The following is a 1171-nucleotide window of genomic DNA, read 5'->3' on the forward strand; positions in this document are numbered from 1 at the left end:
CTCGAACTACCCAAGAAAATGCATTGTTTACTGCGTCGATATTACAACCACGACAAGTCAAACAAATTCTATTAGTGACCGATTCACCTCATATGTTGCGATCGCTACTGACTTTTCGCCGTTTAGGTTTTGACGTTATCCCCCATATCAGTCCCATACCCCCTAAACTCACTCCAACTAAAACAGCAATGCTGGTGTTCTACGAATATATGGGCTTAGTTAGCTATGGCTTGGAAGGGAGATTTTTTCCTCTTCAGAATGTTGCTGAAAACAAAACTCCCCCGATTGCAAAGTTAAGACAGTGAACGTAGTAATCGTCAAAAATTCAATCGAGCTGCTATGGATAAGAATTATATGTTAACGATTCTTGCTGCTTGTTTATTTCATCGCAAGAACGACATCTCAGAAACCGCTTGTCAATAGGGTTTGAGATGCGCTTACCCTGAGTAAACTTTTGCGATGTGTCTCAAAAATATTTTTGAGGCACATCCTAATTTAAGCAAGAAATACGACGGCAGTTGTCTTATATTTAAACGTTATGGGATGCACTGGTGCCTGCTATTTTATTTGGTATAATCAGACCGTAGTAACCAGCTGCGATCGCTGTTAGAGCATTGAACCAAACGTTATTACCAAAGATTGGCATCAGGCCAAATGTGGTATTAGTAAATGGCAGTATTCCCATAACGGCGATCAAGATGTACGCAATGGCGAAAGCCATTGAAAACTCGTGAACTCGTGGCGCTGGTATAGGAAGCAATTCCTAATAAACCTACAATTTTTGCTCAAGCTGGGCTACTTGAATTAGCTGGAAACAATTGGTCTAGAATTCCCAAAACCTCTTGCTCAAAAGCAACTTGAGCACGGTTAGTTTTGGCACCAACATACAAACGACCATCTTTTTGCAACACCCAAATTTGTGAGTGGGAGAAGTAACTCATCACGACACCCAGCATAAGCAAGGCAAATCCACTGTAAACTATCGGTATCCCTGGGTCACTTTTGATTTGTAAGCCAGTGCTACCAATCAAATCAATTACTTTCAGTGTCAGTCCATTAATTTCGGTAGACATTCCAGTACGAATAGTATCAACGAGCTTACCAGCGGAGTCATAGACTAACACCATTCCTTGCAAATCTTTTGCTATTAACGAGACACCAGCACTTAAAT

2 protein-coding genes and 1 pseudogene are annotated in these 1171 nt (G+C 40.9%); 1 reads left to right on the forward strand and 2 read right to left on the reverse strand.

What is annotated here, in order from left to right; all coding sequences use genetic code 11:
* Positions 1 to 305, forward strand: a 305-nt coding sequence (locus G4P69_RS38575) for a YdcF family protein (protein ID WP_208355300.1), incomplete at its 5' end; no start/stop codon positions are given.
* A gap of 224 nt (positions 306 to 529) precedes the next feature.
* Here G4P69_RS38575 and G4P69_RS38580 read toward each other — a convergent pair.
* Together G4P69_RS38580 and G4P69_RS38585 are read right to left on the reverse strand one after the other, a co-directional pair.
* Positions 530 to 776: pseudogene (locus tag G4P69_RS38580) on the reverse strand (DUF4383 domain-containing protein); the annotation flags it as partial.
* A gap of 9 nt (positions 777 to 785) precedes the next feature.
* On the reverse strand, positions 786 to 1171 hold a 386-nt coding region (locus G4P69_RS38585), incomplete at its 5' end, for a cytochrome c biogenesis protein ResB (RefSeq protein WP_208355306.1).

It is taken from the genome of Aetokthonos hydrillicola CCALA 1050, from assembly GCF_017591665.1.
GTDB classification, from domain to species: Bacteria; Cyanobacteriota; Cyanobacteriia; order Cyanobacteriales; family Nostocaceae; genus Aetokthonos; species Aetokthonos hydrillicola.